Origin of the sequence: Collimonas arenae (assembly GCF_001584165.1) — a bacterium.
Taxonomy (GTDB): Bacteria; Pseudomonadota; Gammaproteobacteria; order Burkholderiales; family Burkholderiaceae_D; genus Collimonas; species Collimonas arenae.
The window spans coordinates 1,638,435-1,655,892 of the sequence record NZ_CP013233.1 but is presented as its reverse complement, the minus strand read 5'-3'; the positions used below and the strand labels follow the sequence as shown (position 1 = coordinate 1,655,892).

Sequence of the window (17,458 nt, the reverse complement as noted above, 5' to 3'; positions counted from 1 at the left end):
CTCATTCCGGAGCAAACATGATCATCCGCGGAGGACGCGCCATTTATGGAGAAAGTGTCGGCATCCTTGTGCTGGACACAAAATTCCCGAGAATCCCCGGCGACGTCGGCAACGCCACCACCTTCGACTTCCCTGTGCGTTACAAGGTCGTGCACGGGGCGCAGGCCAAGGAAATCGTTGCCGCGCCGGATCGCGCCCGCGCGCTATTGCCAGCATTTATCGAGGCAGCCAAGGAATTGGAAAGCGATGGCGTGCGCGCGATCACCACGACTTGCGGCTTCCTGACGATTGTCCAGGATGAAATTGCCGAAGCCGTCAATGTACCGATGATCACATCAAGCCTGTTCCTGATACCGATGCTGCGCCGCATGCTCGGGCCGAAACGCAGGATCGGCATCGTCACGGCGAATGCGCAAAGTCTGTCGCCGGCGCATTTGCTGGCGGCAGGCATTGATCCCGGCTGGAATTTGCTGGTGAGAGGCATGGAGTCGCGTCCGTCTTTCGGTAGCATCCTCGGCACCGGCAACACAAATGATGACACATTGGATGTCGATGAAACGCGACGGGAAGTTGTTGAGGTATGCCGGGCGATGCAGGCCGAAGCGCCTGACCTGAGCGCATTCCTGTTCGAATGCACCAACCTGCAACCCTACGCGGCGGCAGTACAGCAGGCGACCGGACTGCCGATCTTCGGCATCTATCACGTCGTTAATTTGCTGCACTCGGGAGTGATAGCGCCCGGCTTTGCGCGTGGCTATCTATAGATATTTCAACAGAATGAACGGCGCGTCGGGAAATCTAGGAGCGTCGTTTCACTCCTGACGATCATGATTTCCCGGCGTCCTCATCGAGCTTTCTGAGGAAGGCCAGTTTCTCGGCAATCTTTGCCTCCAAACCGCGCGGCACCGGCTCGTACCAGCGCGGCTCTTCGATGCCGTCGGGGAGATAGGTTTCGCCGGCAGCGTAGGCATGCGGCTCATCGTGGGCGTAGCGATATTCGTGTCCGTACCCCAGCTCTTTCATCAGCTTGGTCGGTGCATTGCGTAAATGCACCGGCACCTCGCGCGACTTATCCTGTTTCACAAACGCCCGCGCCTGGTTGTAAGCGTTGTAACCGGCGTTGCTCTTGGCGGCAATCGCCAGATAAATCACCGCCTGCCCCAATGCCAACTCGCCTTCCGGCGAACCCAAGCGTTCGAACGTCAACGCGGCGTCATTGGCAATCTGCATGGCGCGCGGATCGGCCAGCCCGATATCTTCCCAGGCCATGCGTACAATGCGGCGCGACAGATAGCGCGGGTCGGCGCCGCCGTCCAGCATCCGGGTCAGCCAGTACAGAGCCGCATCGGGATTGGAGCCGCGCACCGATTTATGCAAAGCGGAAATCTGGTCGTAAAAATTGTCGCCGCCTTTATCGAACCTGCGGGCATTCAGGGTCAGCGCATTCTGCACAAATTCGGCGGTGATCCGATTGGTTTTTCCGGCACGGGAGGCCGTGTTGGCCTGTTCCAGCAGGTTCAGGAATCGGCGCGCATCGCCGTCTGCGTAACCGATCAGCGTATCCACTGCCACATCGTCAAATTCCAGATGCGTCAAGGCTTGTTCCTGCGCCCGCGTCAGCAGCAGCTTGAGCTCATCGTCAGTGAGCGACTTCAGTACATAGACTTGCGCCCGCGACAACAGCGCCGAGTTGACTTCAAACGACGGATTCTCGGTGGTGGCGCCGATGAAGGTCACCAGTCCCGATTCGGCATAGGGCAGCAACGCGTCCTGCTGCGATTTGTTGAAGCGATGAATTTCATCCACGAACAGGATGGTGTGCTTGCCCATGCTGAGGTTCTGCTCCGCCTGCTCCATCGCCGCGCGGATGTCCTTGACCCCGGAAAACACGGCGGACAAGGCAATGAATTCGCATTTGAAGGCATTCGCGGTGAGGCGCGCCAGTGTGGTCTTGCCGACGCCGGGCGGCCCCCACAGGATCATCGAATGCGGCTTGCCGGATTCGAAAGCCAGTCGCAGCGGCTTGCCTGGCCCCAGCAAATGGCTCTGTCCGATGACTTCGTCCAGCGTCGCCGGACGCAAGGCTTCCGCGAGGGGCGGCGTGGGTTCTACTTTGAACAGATCTGACATAGGGCGGAAATAAGAACGAAAGCGTTGGAGTTGAAACCGATCGGTTGAAGAGCAGATAGTCTAGCAGGGTATGCCATGCTGCCGTCGACACCTTGTTGCGGCGCCTGCGGGCAGGAAAATGCGCATTGTGAGAGAATCCGTGTCGATTTTCGATGTCCGCGTCATCGAACCATATTGATGCAGGCTTTTATCCTGTCAGGATGCGTTATCACTTCCTCACCATCAGACCATGCCCTTTGTCGTTACCGATTCCTGCATTCAGTGCAAATACACCGACTGCGTCGAAGTCTGTCCGATGGACTGCTTTCGGCAAGGCCCGAATTTCCTGGTGATTGTCCCTGACGACTGCATCGATTGCTCGATGTGCGTGCCGGAATGCCCGGTAGGAGCGATCTACAATGAAATCGACCTGCCCGATGAGCAACGACATTTCGTCGAAATCAACGCCCGCCTGGCAGCCCATCCGGAGTGGCAGCCGATCACGCGATCCCAGGCTCCGCTGCCGGAGCATGAGCAATGGCGCGATGTCGCCAACAAGCTGGAATTCCTGAAACTGGCGTAGGGTGCGCACGAGTGCCCCCTACTCGACTACCCTCAATTGCTGTCAAAAACGTCCGCGCCCTTCGGCACTACGAATTTGAACTGTCCAGCCGACAACGGCGGATTGCGGACGACGTTCTTGAACGTCAGCAGCGATACCTGGCCGAACGAATCACGCAGTTCCATCGCTTCCGGCAAGCCGTTGCGCAGGCCGATGCCGATATGATCGAAAGTCGTGTCCTTGGCTTTTGGCGTCGCTTCCAGCCATTCCAGGCCGTCCTTGGCTTGCCCCTCCTTCAGGATGAAGTTCTTTTCCAGGTCGTTGCTGCCGAACAGGATTGCCGCCGGCGACGAGCCTAACGCATTGCCCAGGCTCTTCGTGGTGACCTGGTTCAGGTCCTTGTCGTAAATATAGAGTTTGTCGCCATCAGCCTGCAATATCTGCTCATACGGCTTCTGGTAAGTCCAGATGAATTTGCCAGGGCGCGAAAAGATAAAGATGCCGCTGGAAGTGCTGGACACCTTCTGGGTCTTGGTCGCAGCATCGATCTTGACCAGTTGCTGCGAAAAATCACCCTTGGCCGATTGCGTACCGGTGACGAACGACTTGAACTGTTCCAGCGCGCTGGCGCTTGCCAGCGAAGGCAGCATGGCGATCGAAAAAGACAGGCCGACGATCAGGCGGCCCGATTTGATTTTGGCAAACATGTTGTTGCTCCTGTTGCCAACCAAGCTGGCGGTTATTTTCTTTTGCATGTTCAATTACTCCGTATTGCCATTCCCCGCCGGCACCAGGATTTCCCGGTTGCCGTTGGATTGCATGGTTGAAACCAGCCCGCTGGTTTCCATCTGTTCCAGCAGGCGCGCGGCGCGGTTGTAGCCGATGCGCAGATGGCGCTGGACCAGCGAGATCGAGGCGCGGCGGTTCTTCAGCACCACTGCCACCGCCTGGTCGTAAAGCTCATCGCCTTCGGTGCCGCCGGTGGCTGCACCGCCGACCGCGCCGTCGGCGCCGTCTTCCAGCACGCCGCCTTCCAATATTCCTTCGATGTAATTCGGCTCGCCTTGTTCCTTCAGATAATCAACGACCCGATGCACTTCCTCATCCGACACGAACGCGCCATGCACGCGGATCGGCAAGCCGGTGCCGGCGGCATGTAGAGCATGTCGCCCATGCCGAGCAGCGCTTCCGCACCCATCTGGTCGAGAATCGTGCGCGAGTCGATCTTGCTGCTGACCTGGAAAGCAATCCGGGTCGGCACGTTGGCCTTGATCAGGCCGGTGATCACATCTACAGATGGGCGCTGTGTCGCCAGAATCAAGTGAATACCGGCGGCGCGTGCTTTTTGCGCGATGCGGGCGATCAATTCTTCCACCTTTTTACCGACCACCATCATCAGATCGGCCAACTCGTCGATGATGACAACGATAGTCGGCAGTTTTTCCAGCGGCTCCGGCGCATCCGGCGTCAGGCTGAACGGATTCGGGATTTTTTCTTCGCGTTTGTCGGCTTCGGCAATCTTCTGGTTGTAGCCCGTCAGGTTACGCACGCCCATCTTCGACATCAGCTTGTAGCGGCGCTCCATCTCGTTGACCGCCCAGTTCAGCGCATGCCCGGCCTGGCGCATGTCGGTCACGACTGGCGCCAGCAGATGCGGAATGCCTTCGTAGATCGACAGTTCCAGCATCTTCGGATCGATCAGGATCAGGCGCACCTGGTTCGGATCGGACTTGTAGAGCAAGGAGAGGATGGTGGCGTTGATGCCCACCGATTTACCTGAACCGGTGGTACCCGCCACCAGCAAGTGCGGCATCTTGGCCAGATCGGCCACCACCGGATGGCCGGCGATATCCTTGCCGAGCGCAATCGTCAGGCTGGAAACGCCGTCGTTGTAGACCTTGGAACCGAGGATTTCAGTCAGACGCACGATTTGGCGCTTCGGATTTGGCAGTTCCAGGCCCATGTACATCTTGCCCGGGATGACTTCCACCACGCGGATCGAGGTCAGCGACAGCGAACGCGCCAGGTCGCGCGCCAGGCCGACGATCTGGCTGCCCTTGACGCCGGTCGCGGGTTCGATTTCGTAACGGGTAATCACAGGCCCCGGATAGGCCGCCACCACTTTGACTTGCACACCGAAATCGGACAGCTTTTTCTCAATCAGACGACTGGTGAATTCCAGCGTCTCGACACTGACGGTCTGCTGCTGCGGTGGCGCTTCATCCAGTAACGACAGTGGCGGCAGGTTGGTATCCGGCAAATCCTGGAACAGCGTGCTTTGCTTTTCCTTCTCGACCCGTTCCGACTTCGGTACCGCAACAACCTGCGGTTCAATCCGGATCGGCGGCGCCACCACGATCTTGGCGCGCTCCTGCACCACCACTTCCTCGCGCTTGACGGCGGCAACCTGCCCCACCTTGCGGTCTTCGCGAGCGACGTAGAAATTCTTCAGCCACAACAGGCCGTTCTCGATGCCTGCGCCGATGCGCTCTGCCACCGTTAGCCAAGACACGTGAAAGAACAGACTGATGCCGATAGCAAACAGCAGCAACAGAAACAAGGTCGCACCGGTAAAACCCAGCGCCGACTGCGCGCCGCTGCCGATCAATTGACCTAAGACACCGCCAGGCGCACGCGGCAACTGCACGCGACCCGCCAGCCAATGCATGCGGGTAAATTCGAGACCCATGCTGCCGATCACGATCAGCACAAAACCTGCGCCGCGGATCAAGCCTTCCTGGTGATGCTCCGGCTCAGCATTCTTTTCCACCAGAAAACGCCGCGAAATGCGTTGGTAACCGTTCCACAGTACCTTGAACAGCAGTGCACACCACCACCAGGCGGAAGCGCCAAACACGAACAGCATCAAATCGGACAGGTAGGCGCCAACGCGCCCACCCCAGTTGTGCAGCTGGCCGCCGCCGCTAGAACGCGACCAGCCCGGATCGAGTTTGGAATAACTGGCGAAAATGATCACCAGATACGCGGTCAGCACCGCAAAGATGATCCAGCGCGCTTCATACAAAAGCCGCACCAGGCGGCTCGGCAGCGGCTGGGCCTCCTGCGGTTTGGTATTGCGAGTATAGGCTTGGCTTGTTCTAGTCATAAATCCGGTTGGTGTTGCTGTGTTATCACTACATTGTTGCTGCGTCGCCATCTCTCAGCGATGCCGCGATATTTGTCTTATCTAGATTAAATGCCATGCATCAATTCTGCGATAGTTAATTGAAATTATGCACCCAATACCAATATAACTAGTCGATGTTTGATGTTTCTATCTGAAACAGCCCCAAAACCAGGCGTCGCTAGCGCCGATTTTTGATGCGGTGCACACGCATGGCTGGCAGCTCGACTATAATCTTACCGAGTTTTTACAGGCAATTTGACGATCTTGACAATATTATCCGCCACCAGCGGCCCTAAATCTGTATTCATGTCGTCTTATTAGTAGGGAACAGCGCCGCTCACACGCTACAGCGACTGCGAAGCACTGTCCCGCATTTGTTTTTGACATCCGTTATCTGAGGCAACAATGACCATCACCAAACCTGCCAAGCACGCCCACGTCCTGATCCTCGGCTCCGGACCTGCCGGCTATAGCGCCGCGGTATACGCCGCCCGCGCCAACCTGAATCCGGTGCTGATTACCGGCGTCGAGCAAGGCGGCCAACTGATGACCACCACCGATGTCGAAAACTGGCCCGGCGATCCGCACGGCGTGCAAGGTCCGGAACTGATGCAGCGCCTGCTCAAGCATGCGGAAGAATTCAAAACTGAAATCATTTTTGACCACATCCACACCACCAAGCTGTCGGAAAAGCCATTCCGCCTGATCGGCGACTCCGGTGAATACACCTGCGACGCCTTGATCATCGCCACCGGCGCTTCGGCCCAGTACCTTGGCCTGCCATCGGAAGAAGCATTCATGGGCAAAGGCGTTTCCGCCTGCGCCACTTGCGACGGTTTCTTCTACCGCGGCCAGGAAGTCGCCGTGGTCGGCGGCGGCAATACTGCGGTTGAAGAAGCGCTGTACTTGTCTAACATCGCCAGCAAGGTCACGCTGATCCATCGTCGCGACAAGTTCCGCGCTGAGCCGATCCTGGTCGACCGCCTCAACGCCAAAGTGGCCGAAGGCAAGATCGTCATCAAGTACAACCACACGCTGGACGAAGTCACCGGCGACGCCAGCGGTGTCACCGGCATCAACATCAAGTCGACCGCCGACGGCAGCATCACGCCGATCACCTTGCACGGCGTGTTCATCGCGATCGGCCACAAGCCGAACACCGGCATTTTCGAAGGCCAGCTGGAGATGCACAACGGCTACATCAAGACCAAAACCGGTCTCGAAGGCATGGCCACCGCGACCAGCGTGCCGGGCGTGTTTGCCGCCGGCGATGTGCAGGACCACATTTACCGCCAAGCCATTACCAGCGCCGGCACCGGCTGTATGGCGGCGCTGGATGCACAGCGCTTCCTGGAAGACTAAGCAAACAGTCAAGGGTGGACACGATGTGTCCACCCTGCCAACGCCGCCTTTCATTACTCGCAGACGCACAACATCATGGCCGGCCCGATCAAAGACTTCAGCGCCCTCAAATCGCTGCGCAAGGAAATCAAGGCGCAGGACGAAGCACGCCAGGCTGCTGCCGCTGAAGCCAAGCGGCGCGAACAGGAAGCCCGGCGCGACGCCGACATTTTCCGCAGCAGCATCGGCAACGTCAAACCGCTGGCGGTGCCACCCAAATTCATACCCGACATCCCGCGCCCGTTGCCGATCGCCCGCCAGCACCTGGCCGACGAGCAAGCCGCGCTGGAAGAATCGCTGTCTGACGATTTCAACATCGAAACCCTGCTCGACACAGATGAAACGCTCAGTTTCACTCGCAATGGCATCGGCCCCGATGTCATGCGCAAGCTGCGCCGCGGCCACTGGACTATCCAGCAGCAACTCGATTTGCACGGCATGCGCCGCGATGAAGCGCGCGAAGCTCTAGCCGAATTCCTGCGACTGGCTGCCAAGCGCGGCTGGCGCTGCGTCCGCATCATCCACGGCAAGGGGCTGGGCTCGATCAACAAGGAGCCGGTGCTGAAATCGAAGGTGCGCAGCTGGCTGGTACAAAAGGATGAAGTGCTGGCGTTCTGCCAGGCCACCGCAGCCGAAGGCGGTTCCGGTGCGCTGCTGGTACTCCTGAAAGGCCAGACATGACATCGCACCACCTAAAACAAACCCAACTGGCCTGACAAGCGGTCCTTTTCCGAGGGCACATAAGGACGCTTGAAGCGGCTGGCATCCAGCATCCCCAACGACCCACGCTCCCCTAGCCCGACGCGGGCCACGGCTTTTTCAAAACGCTGCCGCAACAGATCCGCCCACACCCCTTCGCCACGCATGCGCTTGCCAAAATCGGCTTCGTAATCGGCGCCACCACGCATCTCGCGGATGCGATTCATCACGCGCTTTGCGCGTTCCGGGAAATGCGCATTGAGCCAGTCCTGGAACAGCGGATTCACCTCCCACGGCAGGCGCAACACGATATAACCGGCGCGCAGCGCGCCCGCCTCTGCCGCCGCCTCAATCACGCGCTCAAGATCGGGCTCAGTAATGAAAGGAATCACAGGCGCAATGCTAACGCTAACCGGAATGCCGGCCTCGGCCAGCGTGCGCACGGTACGCAAACGGCGCACCGGGGTCGTGGCACGGGGCTCCAGTGTCCGCGCAATGGCCGGATCGAGCGTGGTGATGGTGATAGCCGCCACCGCTTGCCGCTTGGCCGCCATGGCTGCCAGCAAATCGATATCGCGCTCAATCAGCGACGACTTGGTGATCAGTGCCACGGGATGCTCGCAATCGTGCAGAACCTGCAGGACGCGCCGCGTCAGTTGCAGTTCGCGCTCGCAAGGCTGATAGGCGTCGGTATTGATGCCCAGCGCAATCGGCTCGGGCTGGTAGGATGGCTTGGCCAACTCGCGCATCAGCAGTTCTGGCGCATTGACCTTGGCAAATATCCGGCTCTCGAAATCCAGCCCGGGCGACAGTCCCAGGTAACTATGCGATGGCCGTGCAAAACAGTAAATGCAGCCGTGTTCGCAGCCGCGATAAGGATTCAATGACACATTGAAAGGCAAGTCCGGCGAGGCGTTGCGGCTGAGGATGCTTTTGGCCAGCTCTTCGGTGACCACAGTGCGTAGCGGCGCTGCCGATTCTGCATCAACCTCGTCGCCCCAGCCATCATCGAAATCCTCACGCTGCCCGATCTCGTAGCGCCCCTGGATGTTGCCGGTGGCGCCACGGCCCTTGCGGGCGCCCTCGGGCGCGTGGAAATGCATTACCCCCACGCGTGACTTTGCTTGATTATCTGACATGACCCCACCAAATACTGTATATGCATACAGTATTTTAGCGCAAATTCTTAGTCAGGATCTGCAGGCGAGATATTCATTTTCGACAAAGCATCCAGGCTAGGCACAAAATAGATTGCCGAGGAAAGTGCGGAAGAAAACTCCAGCAACCGGTCCGTTTTCGAGACGCCATCTGGGCCTACGCCGTACATCTGTTTCAGCATCCCCAATGTGACCGTAATATCGCGGCAAAAGCCGACAAACATGATACCCGCCTCTTTCGTATTGCCGTAATTAGCATTTCTGCGAACGATGTCTATTTCTTCGCCGCTTCTTCTGAACTGGTTCCTGCCGACGTGAGAATCTTCGGGCAATGGCGATAACTGGTGACTCCCGGCTTTGGTCCGGCCCCAGACATTTTCAGCCTGGTGCACAGACAAGCCCCTCAATTTCTCAACGTCCATCCGCCATTTCTGAATCAATACGGTAGACCCGCCCGCGCCTTTTTCACCGTCAGGAATGATGGCCACACTGTTGGCGCGGAATGGATTCGGATTTGCAACGCCATCCGCGAAGCCGTCGAATGTCACGTTGTTATGATAGGGAAAACAAATCTGTTCGCTGGCAAGATCGGCAAAAGGACTGAGCAGCGACATCGCTTTGCTCATGCTGTCATACAGCGTTGCGGCGTTTGACTGCGTGATCCAGATCCAGAGATCGTGCTGACTCGCAGGAGCGGCCATGCCGTTGATGCCTACGATATCTTGATCAAAAGAATGCAGATTGTCAGGAACATCCACGGGATAAACTTCCCGCCACAGTTCAGGTTTGAATCCGAGGACAACATTTGCGGTACCCCCGGTCAATTGATGATGCTGGTTGAGCGTCGGATCTGCTATGCCGGTTATTTCCGATTCCCAAAGCTTTCCGAGCGTTTTGAACAGTTGCTTGATGTCGACGTTCTCCTTCAACGTAAACTGCAAATGCACTTCGTCGCGAGCGACTACTGAAAGCATGGTCTGTGGGATTGCCATATTTGTTTGATCCTGTATGTATTTAGGTAAATTGATATGGACGCACGGGCGTGATTTCCCCAGGGATTTCACGACCGCATAGCTCAAGAATGGAACGTTCAATGGTTCGTGTAATTGCGTCTAGCGCCAAGGCGTTTGGTGCCAGGCCAAACGGTTCTGCCACTTCGTTCGCAATCGCCTCCAGTGCGATGAACGTATAGGCAATGAAAACACAGATGAGCGGCGTAAAAATCCCGGTTGAATCAACCAGGCCAAACGGCAGCAACATGCAATAGGAGTATGCCGTACGGTGCTGCAACACGCTATACGCAAAAGGGATGGGCGTTGACGCTATCCGCTCGCAACCACCGACACTTTTCTCGAGCTCATTGATTTGCTGGTCCAGCATCCAGCGGGTCATGTCGGATTCCTGCCTCAGCCCCTTGGGGGCGGCAAGATGGCTGCGGATGTCGTTAAGAATCGCAACAGGTTTATAGCGCTTGCTTGCTAACTCCTCGGTCCGCTGCTTGCCGATGAGGCGCACCAGATCCGCGCTTGCATCGGTCCCACGCAATTGATGTTTTAGTGCATAGGTGAATGCAATGAGCGTATTGGCCACGTGCGTGCGCCCCGCCTCATCGACGCTGTCGGGCAAATAGCACAGGATCTGCGACATCAGCGTGCGTGATGAGATCAGCAGGTTTCCCAAAGTTGCCGCCCCTCCGTGAACCGCGCATAACTGGCGTTGTTTCGGAACGCCAGAAAAATCGCCAAGGTCAGGCCGAACAATGTAAATGGCACCGTACTCAGCGGAATTTTTTCGCCAAAAACACGACCATGCGTCAACACCGCCAAACTGCTCAAAATCCCTATCACAATCAATTGCGGAATGATCGTTTGCAGCACTGAGCCGTTCCAAACAAAAAGCATACGAAACCAACTTTGCATCGGTCTTACAATCATGACGTTCTCGTCCCTAAATTTGTAGCGCTCCGAGAGCGTGAAAATACGACCGTCCGGGTCAAATCGGCGGCGCCGATTCAGGTCGGGTTGACCTCTTCAAAACGGCGTGCCAGCTCCTGGCGCAACTGCTTGCGCAGGATGGCGGCTTGAAAACGGCGTTTTTCGTCGCCGCTGAACGGCCTTAATGGCGGCACTGCCACCGGTCGACGCTCGCCGTCTACTGCCACCATCGTGAAAAAGCAGCTGTTGACGTGGCGTACCACCTGGGTCCGGATATCTTCGGCCACCACCTTGATGCCGACTTCCATCGACGACGTGCCGGTGTGGTTGACGCTGGCCAGGAAGCTGACCAGCTCGCCCACATGAATCGGCTGGCGGAAGGTAACCTGATCGACGCTCAGGGTCACCACGTATTGCCCGGCATAGCGGCTGGCGCAGGCATAGGCCACCTGGTCGAGCAGTTTGAGAATGGCTCCGCCATGCACATTGCCGGAAAAATTAGCCATGTCGGGCGACATCAGCACGGTCATGGTGAGTTGGTGGGATGGCATATCCATAGTTGACGGGATTTCTCTTTATTTGAAGGAAGGTGTGCAAGCGACAAGCCTATCCTAAAACGAACTCCAGTAGCAAGGATCAGGGGCAGCGAAATACAGCCGCTTGCCATCGGCGGCACCGGCGGATTCCGCCACTTCCACCATATCGTTCCGGCAGATCAAAAAAAACACAATCGGTTACGGCACGATACATTTCGTTTGACGATACAGTCGAGAATAATTATCATTACCATTAATGTCGATGCGACCCAGCCACTTCTCTCCAACCGACGATGTCGCGCCATGAGCAGGACCAGCCAGCGCTAGCATCCTGCCTATCCCTTGGAGAAGTATAAAAATGGTCTCGACCAAGAGCTGCAAGTCCCCTATCGCCCGTCGTTTGAAATGTTCAACAGCCGTCTCGCTTGCTTTCCTGGCATTGCCCGGCCCCACACTCGCCCAACAGTCCGCAACACTGACAGACGATGCCAACGGCACGGCGCTGGAAACCATCCAGGTCAGTGGCGACTGGCTCGGTAGCGGATTGCAGAACAGCGTGAAACGCTATCCGGGTGCGCGCACGGTGGTGCAAAAGGAAGAAATCGAGAACACCGGGGCCGCCAACATCGGCGACGTGATGCGCCGCATTCCAGGCGTGCAATCGACCGACAATTCGGGCACCGCTGGTAGCGCTATCTCGCTCAACATCGGCGTGCGCGGCCTGACCGGGCGTTATTCGCCACGTTCCACGGTGCTGCTGGACGGCATCCCGCTGGCCGTTGCGCCGTACGGCCAACCGCAATTGTCGTTTGCACCGGTGAGCCTGAACAATATTGAATCGATCGATGTGGTGCGCGGCGGCGGCGCGGTGCGCTACGGCCCGCAGAACGTCGGTGGCATCATCAACTTCAAGACGCGCGCGATTCCCGATGAGCCTGGCCTGACCGCCGATGCTTCGGTGCGCTACAACAACTACGAGGATGGGAAATCGAACAAGCAATACAGCACGTTCATCGGCAGCCAGCTTGACAACGGCCTCGGCCTGGCCTTGCTGTACTCCGGTTCGGACGGCTCCAGTTGGCGCGCCGGCAGCGAAGAAACCGTCAACGATTTTGCCTTGAAATTCCGCTACAAACTGACGCCAACGTCCGAATTCTTCGGCAAGACCTCCTACTACGACGTCAAATCGCGCACGCCAGGCGGTTTGACTGTCGCCCAATACAATGCGGACCCGTTTCAGAATACGCGTCCAACCGACTTCTGGAGCGGCACCCGCAAGGGCTTCGATGCCGGCTATCTGAATACGCTGTCCGATACCCAGGAATTCGAAGTCCGCACCTACTACAACGAAAGCTTCCGCCAGAGCGTGCTGATTTCCTATGCCAACCTGGTGCATCAACCGCGCAACTATCAGGTGCTGGGCGTTGAGCCGCGCTACACGCAGCGCTTCAATCTCGGCAACACCACCAACGATGTGACGGTCGGCTATCGCTATATCCGCGAGCGCGGCGACGACAACAACTTCAACCAGGTCATCGCCAGCGGCGCGCAAACCCCGCAAACCACTTTCGAAAACGCCACCGACGCGCATACCGCATACATCGACGACAAGATTTCGTTTGGCGCCTGGCGCATTACGCCAGGGATCCGCTTCGAACATATCCATTCGACCCGCGACGACCTGAAGACCGGCAATACCTTCGAAACAAAAAATAACAAGCCATTGCCGTCGCTCAGCATCGCTTACCTGCTGAACCGCGACATCACGCTATTCACGAATTACACCACCTCGTTCGGACCGGTGCAAAACACCCAGTTGAATTCGCAGACGCCTAACAACCCGTTGATCCCGGAACTGGCCAAGACGATTGAGGCCGGCGCACGCTGGAAGAGCAAGCAGTTGTCGGCCGAAGTGACGGTATTCAACATGCGCTTCGACAATCAGATCCAGCAGGTTCCCGGCACCCTCCCCGCGACCTTCATGAACATCGGCAAAACCAAGCACGACGGCATTGAAATAGCAGTCGACTATGCCTTTGACAAGGATGGCCGACTGGCCGGATTGAACCTGTTCGCCAATTACACCTACACCCGGGCACTTCAGGACTCAGGGGTTAACCGTGGCCTGGACGTGCCGTTCTACTCGCGCACTACCGACACCATCGGCGCGCGCTACCAGACCGGACCATGGGGCTTCAACCTGTCCAGCACGCATCAAAGCCGGCAGTTTGCCGACAACGCCAACACCATCGCCGAGACGGCGGATGGCAGCAACGGCGAGATTCCAGGCTTCCGCACCTTGAATGTGCAAATCGACTGGAAAGTGCCGGACACCAAGGGCTTCGACGTTTTTGCCGGTATCAACAACCTGACCGACAAACGCTATTACACACGCAACGTCGACAGCAACGCCGGCAGAATGGTGGGTGCGCCGCGCATGGTGTACGTGCAGGGACGTTACACGTTCTAAGAACGGCGCCAGACGCTGGCCAGCCAGGGCTGCTGCTCGCGCGGCAGCCCTGCCGGCCGGTAGTAATGTTCAAGTTCGACAAAGCCGGCATCGCCCATGAAACGCTGCCACGCCTCAAGATCGTGATAGCTGCCGTAACGCCCATGGTTCCAGCCTTCTTGATTGGCGCCACGCGGATTGGAGCTGAACAGGACGCCGCCGGGCTTGAGCGCGGCATGGAATTGCAGCAAAACGCGCGGCAGTTCCTGGCTTGGAATGTGGAACAACGCGGCGTTGGCAAAGATGCCATCAAAATGCTCCGCGGGCAAATCGAGCTTCAGAAAATCCTGTTGCCAGACTTCACAGCCGCTATCGGCACGCGCCATCTCAACAAAACGTGGGGCGCCTTCAACTCCGATGGCGGTGTGGCCAAGCTTGCTGAAGGTGCGCAGGTCACGCCCCGGTCCACAGCCGAAATCGAGGATCGTGAATGGCGGCGCACCGTCAATATGGCGCAGCAACGCCGCGATATTCTGGCTGACATCGTGATCGCGGGTGCCTTCGCGAAAGTCCTCCGCGCGCAGGTTGTAATGTTCCAGCGTCAGGGCGGCTATGTGTTCCAGATCGGTAGGTAAGAGTGTCATGTCCGATACTGTAATCGAATCGCTCTGGTTTTGCTGAGATTCGAACCCGTTCGATATTTCCTCTTGCCGCTTGGCACCACTCCTTGACTCCGTTTGATCGCTCGGGCAACGGCATCAGCGAGTCGTCGGGCTTGGCATTATCAAACCAATTGACGGAAGCCCGCCGCCGGGTGCCGTGCCGGCAAAGTCGCCTGCCCCGTATCGAATAGTTTCTCGCGCAACGTCCCATCCTCATAATCGAGTTTGTAGGACCCGCGCGCCTGCAATTCGGGAATGACCAGATTGACGAAATCCTCAAAGCTTTCCGGCGCCACGGTGCGGGTCAGGTTGAAACCATCGATATCGGCATCCCTGATCCAGGCTTCCATTTGGTCGGCCACCTGTTGCGGCGAGCCGACGATGGTGACGTAGCGCCCGCCCAGCGCCAGCTGGTCCAGCAGTTTGCGCACAGTCCAGCCGGCATCCGGCGCGGTTAGGGCTTTGACGGCAGATTGCATCGCATTGCTGCTGGCCGGCTTGATCGGCTGATCGATGCCGTAGGTGGAAAAATCGAAACCGGTGCCGGCTGAAAAATGCGCTAGGCCGGCTTCCGGATTAGCATAGCGGCAGTACTCGGCATATTTTTCGCGCGCCTCGGCCTCCGTCGGCGCAACGATGACCGAGATGCCCATGAAGATTTTCAAATCATTGCGCTGGCGTCCTGCCATTTCTGCCTGATCGCGCAGATCGGCCACCAGTTTGCGCGCTGCCTCGGGTTTCTGACTGGAGATGAATACGCACTCGGCGTGGCGCGCGGCGAATTGCTGGCCGCGGTCAGAGGCGCCCGCCTGGTACAGCAACGGCGTGCGTTGCGGCGACGGTTCGCTCAAATGATAGCCGTCGACCTGATAGTAACGGCCATCATGCTTGACTGGATGCACCTTGGCCGGATCGGCAAACACCCGGCGCTGGCGGTCGCGCAGGACAGCGCCGTCTTCCCAGCTGCCTTCCCACAATTTGTAGAGCACCTGCATGAACTCCTCGGCGCGCTCATAGCGTTGGTCGTGTTCCGGCTGTTCGCGCAAACCCATTGCCCTGGCGGCGCTGTCCAGATAGCCGGTAACGATATTCCAGCCGATGCGGCCGTGCGTCAGGTGATCCAGGGTCGACATGCGGCGCGCGAACAGATACGGCGCTTCGTAGGTCAGGTTGACCGTGACGCCAAAGCCGAGGTGCCGGGTGACGCCAGCCATCGCCGACACCAGCAGCAAGGGATCGTTGACCGGCAACTGGATCGATTCGCGCAGGGTCAAGTCGGCCGAGCCTTGGTAGACATCGTAGACGCCGACGATGTCGGCCAGGAACAAACCGTCGAATTTTCCGCGTTCGAGCAGCTTGGCCTGGTCGGTCCAGTATTCAAGGCTGGTGTAATCTGTGGAACGGTCGCGTGGATGGGTCCACAAGCCATGGTTGATATGCCCGACGCAATTCATGTTGAAGGCGTTCAGGCGAATTTGCTTCTTTGGCATAGGAATTCTCAGGTGCTCAAATCGCACCGTGGCGCGGCGGGTTCTTGTCGTTGAGATAGTAATTGCCGACCGCGTGATATTTCCAGCGCACCGGATCATGCAAGGTATGGGTGCGGGCATTGCGCCAGTGCCGGTCAAGATTATTTTCGGACAAGGTGGCCTGGGTGCCGGCCAGCTCAAACAGTTTGCTGCCGGCCGCCAACGATACTTCAGTGGTCAACACGCGTGCTTCCGCCACCGCAATCGAGGCGGCGGCTACCGTATCCGCCGTCGCCGCCTGAGCGGCAATATCGACCGCGCCTCCGGCCAATTCCAACAGCGCCTCTGCCGCACTAAGACGAACCGACAGATCGCCGAACTCGCGCACAGTCAACGGATCGTCGATCGCACGCTCCACCTTGCTATCGATCCAGGCACGCGAACGGGTACGCACGAACACTGCCGCGTCCTGCAGTGCGGTGCGTGCGATGCCGATGTCGATCGCCGCATGCAACAGCTGCGCCACCGGTCCCAACGAGGTTGGACGTTCAAACGCGCTTTGAAACGGCACCACTTCGTCAGCCTCGACCCAGACATTCTCGAACACCACCGAACCACTGCCGGTAGTACGCTGGCCAAATCCCGACCAATCGTCGATCACGCTCACTCCGGCGGCATCGCGCTTGACGATGGCCAGTTGCTGCACGCCGTCGTCATCGATCACCGATACTGGGATGCGGTGCGCATACAGTGCGCCGGTTGCATAGAATTTGCGGCCATTGATTCGGAAGCCGTCGCCATCCTTGCTGAGCCGGGTGCGACGTTCCTGCGACGTACGTGTGCCAAGTTCGGCCAACGCGTTGCCGAAACGTTCTCCGGCCAGGATGCGCTCAAAGTAAAAGCGTTTTTGCGCCTCGCTGCCGTTGACACGCAAAACCTCGACCGCGTAGAAATGATTTTGTGGGATCTGGCCAAGCGAACCGTCTGCCGAGCCAATCGTGGCGATTACTTCAGCTAAGGTGACATGCGAGACGCCGGCCCCGCCGTAGGCGCGCGGCACTGAAATGCCCCACAGGCCGGAGCGCGAGAATTGTTCCAGCTCGGCCAGAGGCAGTTGCCGTTCGCGGTCGCGCAAACTGGCTCCCTTGGCGAACCCCGCCGCCAACGCGCGGGCCGCGGCCAGCGCCTGGATATCGTCGAGAATACGGACGACTGGGCCGCCGGCAGACTTGATATGCGTAGTCATGGTGTTGTTTCCGTCGAGTGAACGAAGATCCGTTCTATGTTTGAATGAATACCCGTGCGCAGCCACTGCCGGCTCAGGCATTCATTGATTGTCTTGCCGTGCCTGCG

The 17,458-nt window shown here is 58.1% G+C and carries 13 protein-coding genes and 2 pseudogenes; 5 read left to right on the top strand and 10 right to left on the bottom strand.

What is annotated here, in order from left to right; all coding sequences use genetic code 11:
- Positions 1-17 precede the first annotated feature (17 nt).
- Positions 18-764, top strand: a complete 747-nt coding sequence (locus CAter10_RS07850) for an aspartate/glutamate racemase family protein (protein ID WP_061532983.1) — start codon at positions 18-20, stop codon at positions 762-764.
- Between the two features lie 61 nt (positions 765-825).
- On the opposite strand, the gene CAter10_RS07845 is transcribed toward CAter10_RS07850, so the two are convergent.
- Positions 826-2,130: a replication-associated recombination protein A gene (locus tag CAter10_RS07845; protein WP_061532982.1), complete on the bottom strand. Its 1,305-nt coding sequence runs from the start codon at positions 2,128-2,130 to the stop codon at positions 826-828.
- Positions 2,131-2,359: 229 nt separating this feature from the next.
- On the opposite strand from CAter10_RS07845, the gene fdxA reads away from it, so the two are divergent.
- Positions 2,360-2,692, top strand: coding sequence for a ferredoxin FdxA (gene fdxA, locus CAter10_RS07840; RefSeq protein WP_061532981.1), 333 nt, complete (start codon positions 2,360-2,362; stop codon positions 2,690-2,692).
- 32 nt (positions 2,693-2,724) lie between these two features.
- On the opposite strand, the gene lolA is transcribed toward fdxA, so the two are convergent.
- Both lolA and CAter10_RS07830 read right to left on the bottom strand, forming a co-directional pair.
- The gene (gene lolA, locus CAter10_RS07835) at positions 2,725-3,378 is read right to left on the bottom strand and encodes an outer membrane lipoprotein chaperone LolA (protein ID WP_061535226.1); all 654 of its coding nucleotides are present in this window, start codon (positions 3,376-3,378) and stop codon (positions 2,725-2,727) included.
- A 54-nt stretch (positions 3,379-3,432) separates the two neighbouring features.
- Positions 3,433-5,777, bottom strand: a pseudogene (locus CAter10_RS07830) (DNA translocase FtsK).
- Positions 5,778-6,203: 426 nt separating this feature from the next.
- On the opposite strand from CAter10_RS07830, the gene trxB reads away from it, so the two are divergent.
- Together trxB and CAter10_RS07820 are read left to right on the top strand one after the other, a co-directional pair.
- Complete coding sequence (gene trxB, locus CAter10_RS07825) at positions 6,204-7,160, top strand: thioredoxin-disulfide reductase (RefSeq protein ID WP_061532980.1); 957 nt, start codon at positions 6,204-6,206, stop codon at positions 7,158-7,160.
- A 75-nt stretch (positions 7,161-7,235) separates the two neighbouring features.
- Positions 7,236-7,880, top strand: a complete 645-nt coding sequence (locus CAter10_RS07820; RefSeq protein WP_061532979.1) for a Smr/MutS family protein — start codon at positions 7,236-7,238, stop codon at positions 7,878-7,880.
- A gap of 11 nt (positions 7,881-7,891) precedes the next feature.
- Here CAter10_RS07820 and CAter10_RS07815 read toward each other — a convergent pair whose 3' ends face one another.
- The 4 genes and pseudogenes from CAter10_RS07815 to CAter10_RS07800 form a co-directional block, all read right to left on the bottom strand.
- On the bottom strand, positions 7,892-9,037 hold the full coding sequence (locus CAter10_RS07815) for a PA0069 family radical SAM protein (protein WP_061532978.1): 1,146 nt from the start codon (positions 9,035-9,037) through the stop codon (positions 7,892-7,894).
- 47 nt (positions 9,038-9,084) lie between these two features.
- Positions 9,085-10,047 (bottom strand): Dyp-type peroxidase, encoded by a 963-nt coding sequence (locus tag CAter10_RS07810; RefSeq protein ID WP_061532977.1) that lies wholly within the window; start codon positions 10,045-10,047, stop codon positions 9,085-9,087.
- A gap of 22 nt (positions 10,048-10,069) precedes the next feature.
- Positions 10,070-10,989, bottom strand: a pseudogene (locus tag CAter10_RS07805) (bestrophin family protein).
- 77 nt (positions 10,990-11,066) lie between these two features.
- On the bottom strand, positions 11,067-11,546 hold the full coding sequence (locus CAter10_RS07800) for an acyl-CoA thioesterase (RefSeq protein ID WP_061532976.1): 480 nt from the start codon (positions 11,544-11,546) through the stop codon (positions 11,067-11,069).
- A 337-nt stretch (positions 11,547-11,883) separates the two neighbouring features.
- Between CAter10_RS07800 and CAter10_RS07795 the strand changes: the two genes are divergently transcribed.
- Positions 11,884-13,995, top strand: a complete 2,112-nt coding sequence (locus CAter10_RS07795) for a TonB-dependent receptor family protein (RefSeq protein ID WP_061532975.1) — start codon at positions 11,884-11,886, stop codon at positions 13,993-13,995.
- Here the strand turns inward: CAter10_RS07795 and CAter10_RS07790 are convergent.
- From CAter10_RS07790 to CAter10_RS07780, 3 genes are all read right to left on the bottom strand, one after another.
- On the bottom strand, positions 13,992-14,618 hold the full coding sequence (locus tag CAter10_RS07790; RefSeq protein ID WP_061532974.1) for a class I SAM-dependent methyltransferase: 627 nt from the start codon (positions 14,616-14,618) through the stop codon (positions 13,992-13,994). The two genes, CAter10_RS07795 and CAter10_RS07790, sit on opposite strands and share 4 nt — an antisense overlap.
- A gap of 140 nt (positions 14,619-14,758) precedes the next feature.
- Positions 14,759-16,126: an LLM class flavin-dependent oxidoreductase gene (locus CAter10_RS07785; RefSeq protein WP_061532973.1), complete on the bottom strand. Its 1,368-nt coding sequence runs from the start codon at positions 16,124-16,126 to the stop codon at positions 14,759-14,761.
- A 16-nt stretch (positions 16,127-16,142) separates the two neighbouring features.
- Complete coding sequence (locus tag CAter10_RS07780) at positions 16,143-17,351, bottom strand: SfnB family sulfur acquisition oxidoreductase (protein WP_061532972.1); 1,209 nt, start codon at positions 17,349-17,351, stop codon at positions 16,143-16,145.
- Positions 17,352-17,458: the final 107 nt, after the last annotated feature.

Excerpts from the sequence above, each read along its gene's own strand:
- CAter10_RS07850 (WP_061532983.1), top strand. The coding sequence starts at position 18 with ATGATCATCCGCGGAGGACGCGCCATTTATGGAGAAAGTGTCGGCATC.
- CAter10_RS07845 (WP_061532982.1), bottom strand. The coding sequence starts at position 2,130 with ATGTCAGATCTGTTCAAAGTAGAACCCACGCCGCCCCTCGCGGAAGCC.
- fdxA (WP_061532981.1), top strand. The coding sequence starts at position 2,360 with ATGCCCTTTGTCGTTACCGATTCCTGCATTCAGTGCAAATACACCGAC.
- lolA (WP_061535226.1), bottom strand. The coding sequence starts at position 3,378 with ATGTTTGCCAAAATCAAATCGGGCCGCCTGATCGTCGGCCTGTCTTTT.
- trxB (WP_061532980.1), top strand. The coding sequence starts at position 6,204 with ATGACCATCACCAAACCTGCCAAGCACGCCCACGTCCTGATCCTCGGC.
- CAter10_RS07820 (WP_061532979.1), top strand. The coding sequence starts at position 7,236 with ATGGCCGGCCCGATCAAAGACTTCAGCGCCCTCAAATCGCTGCGCAAG.
- CAter10_RS07815 (WP_061532978.1), bottom strand. The coding sequence starts at position 9,037 with ATGTCAGATAATCAAGCAAAGTCACGCGTGGGGGTAATGCATTTCCAC.
- CAter10_RS07810 (WP_061532977.1), bottom strand. The coding sequence starts at position 10,047 with ATGGCAATCCCACAGACCATGCTTTCAGTAGTCGCTCGCGACGAAGTG.
- CAter10_RS07800 (WP_061532976.1), bottom strand. The coding sequence starts at position 11,546 with ATGGATATGCCATCCCACCAACTCACCATGACCGTGCTGATGTCGCCC.
- CAter10_RS07795 (WP_061532975.1), top strand. The coding sequence starts at position 11,884 with ATGGTCTCGACCAAGAGCTGCAAGTCCCCTATCGCCCGTCGTTTGAAA.
- CAter10_RS07790 (WP_061532974.1), bottom strand. The coding sequence starts at position 14,618 with ATGACACTCTTACCTACCGATCTGGAACACATAGCCGCCCTGACGCTG.
- CAter10_RS07785 (WP_061532973.1), bottom strand. The coding sequence starts at position 16,126 with ATGCCAAAGAAGCAAATTCGCCTGAACGCCTTCAACATGAATTGCGTC.
- CAter10_RS07780 (WP_061532972.1), bottom strand. The coding sequence starts at position 17,351 with ATGACTACGCATATCAAGTCTGCCGGCGGCCCAGTCGTCCGTATTCTC.